Here is a 478-nt window from a genome sequence, read left to right on the forward strand (position 1 = left end):
GGGATAGGGATATTCTTGTCGTTTTTTTTACGACATAAATATCCCTACAAAACATGCTAGCGACAAGAAATTCACTACAAAATAAGCAATGGTGGTTTAAAAATGCTGGGAACTGAGCAATATGGTTAATAACCATATGGAAGGAGCGGATTTTATTGTATACACCTTTAATAAAGAAACGAACAGGCAGATATGGAAATAATCATTGGTTAGTTTTTAGCCCAAAGCTAAAAAGGGAAGTAAATTTATTTAGCGATCTAGAGTTGGATCAGTGGGTCATTGTTGAAACAGATCCATCAGTTCTAACATTTTGTGAACAACCGTTCGAAGCCAGTGTTGAGGGTCAAGAGGAAACCTCAATTTTCGATTTGTGGGTGAAGAAAAAGGGTGGTTCTGAATTATATATTGAAATTAAATACGATAATGACATCGAAAAGGAAGATGTAAAGAAACAGATAGCTATTCAGAAGAAATGGTG

The 478-nt window shown here is 35.1% G+C and carries 1 pseudogene; it reads left to right on the top strand.

Annotation, left to right across the window (positions count from 1 at the left end):
* Positions 1 to 155 precede the first annotated feature (155 nt).
* Positions 156 to 478: pseudogene (locus tag AC1DUA_RS40515) on the top strand (TnsA endonuclease N-terminal domain-containing protein); the annotation flags it as partial.

It is taken from the genome of Paenibacillus sp. 01T422 (genome assembly GCF_056398785.1).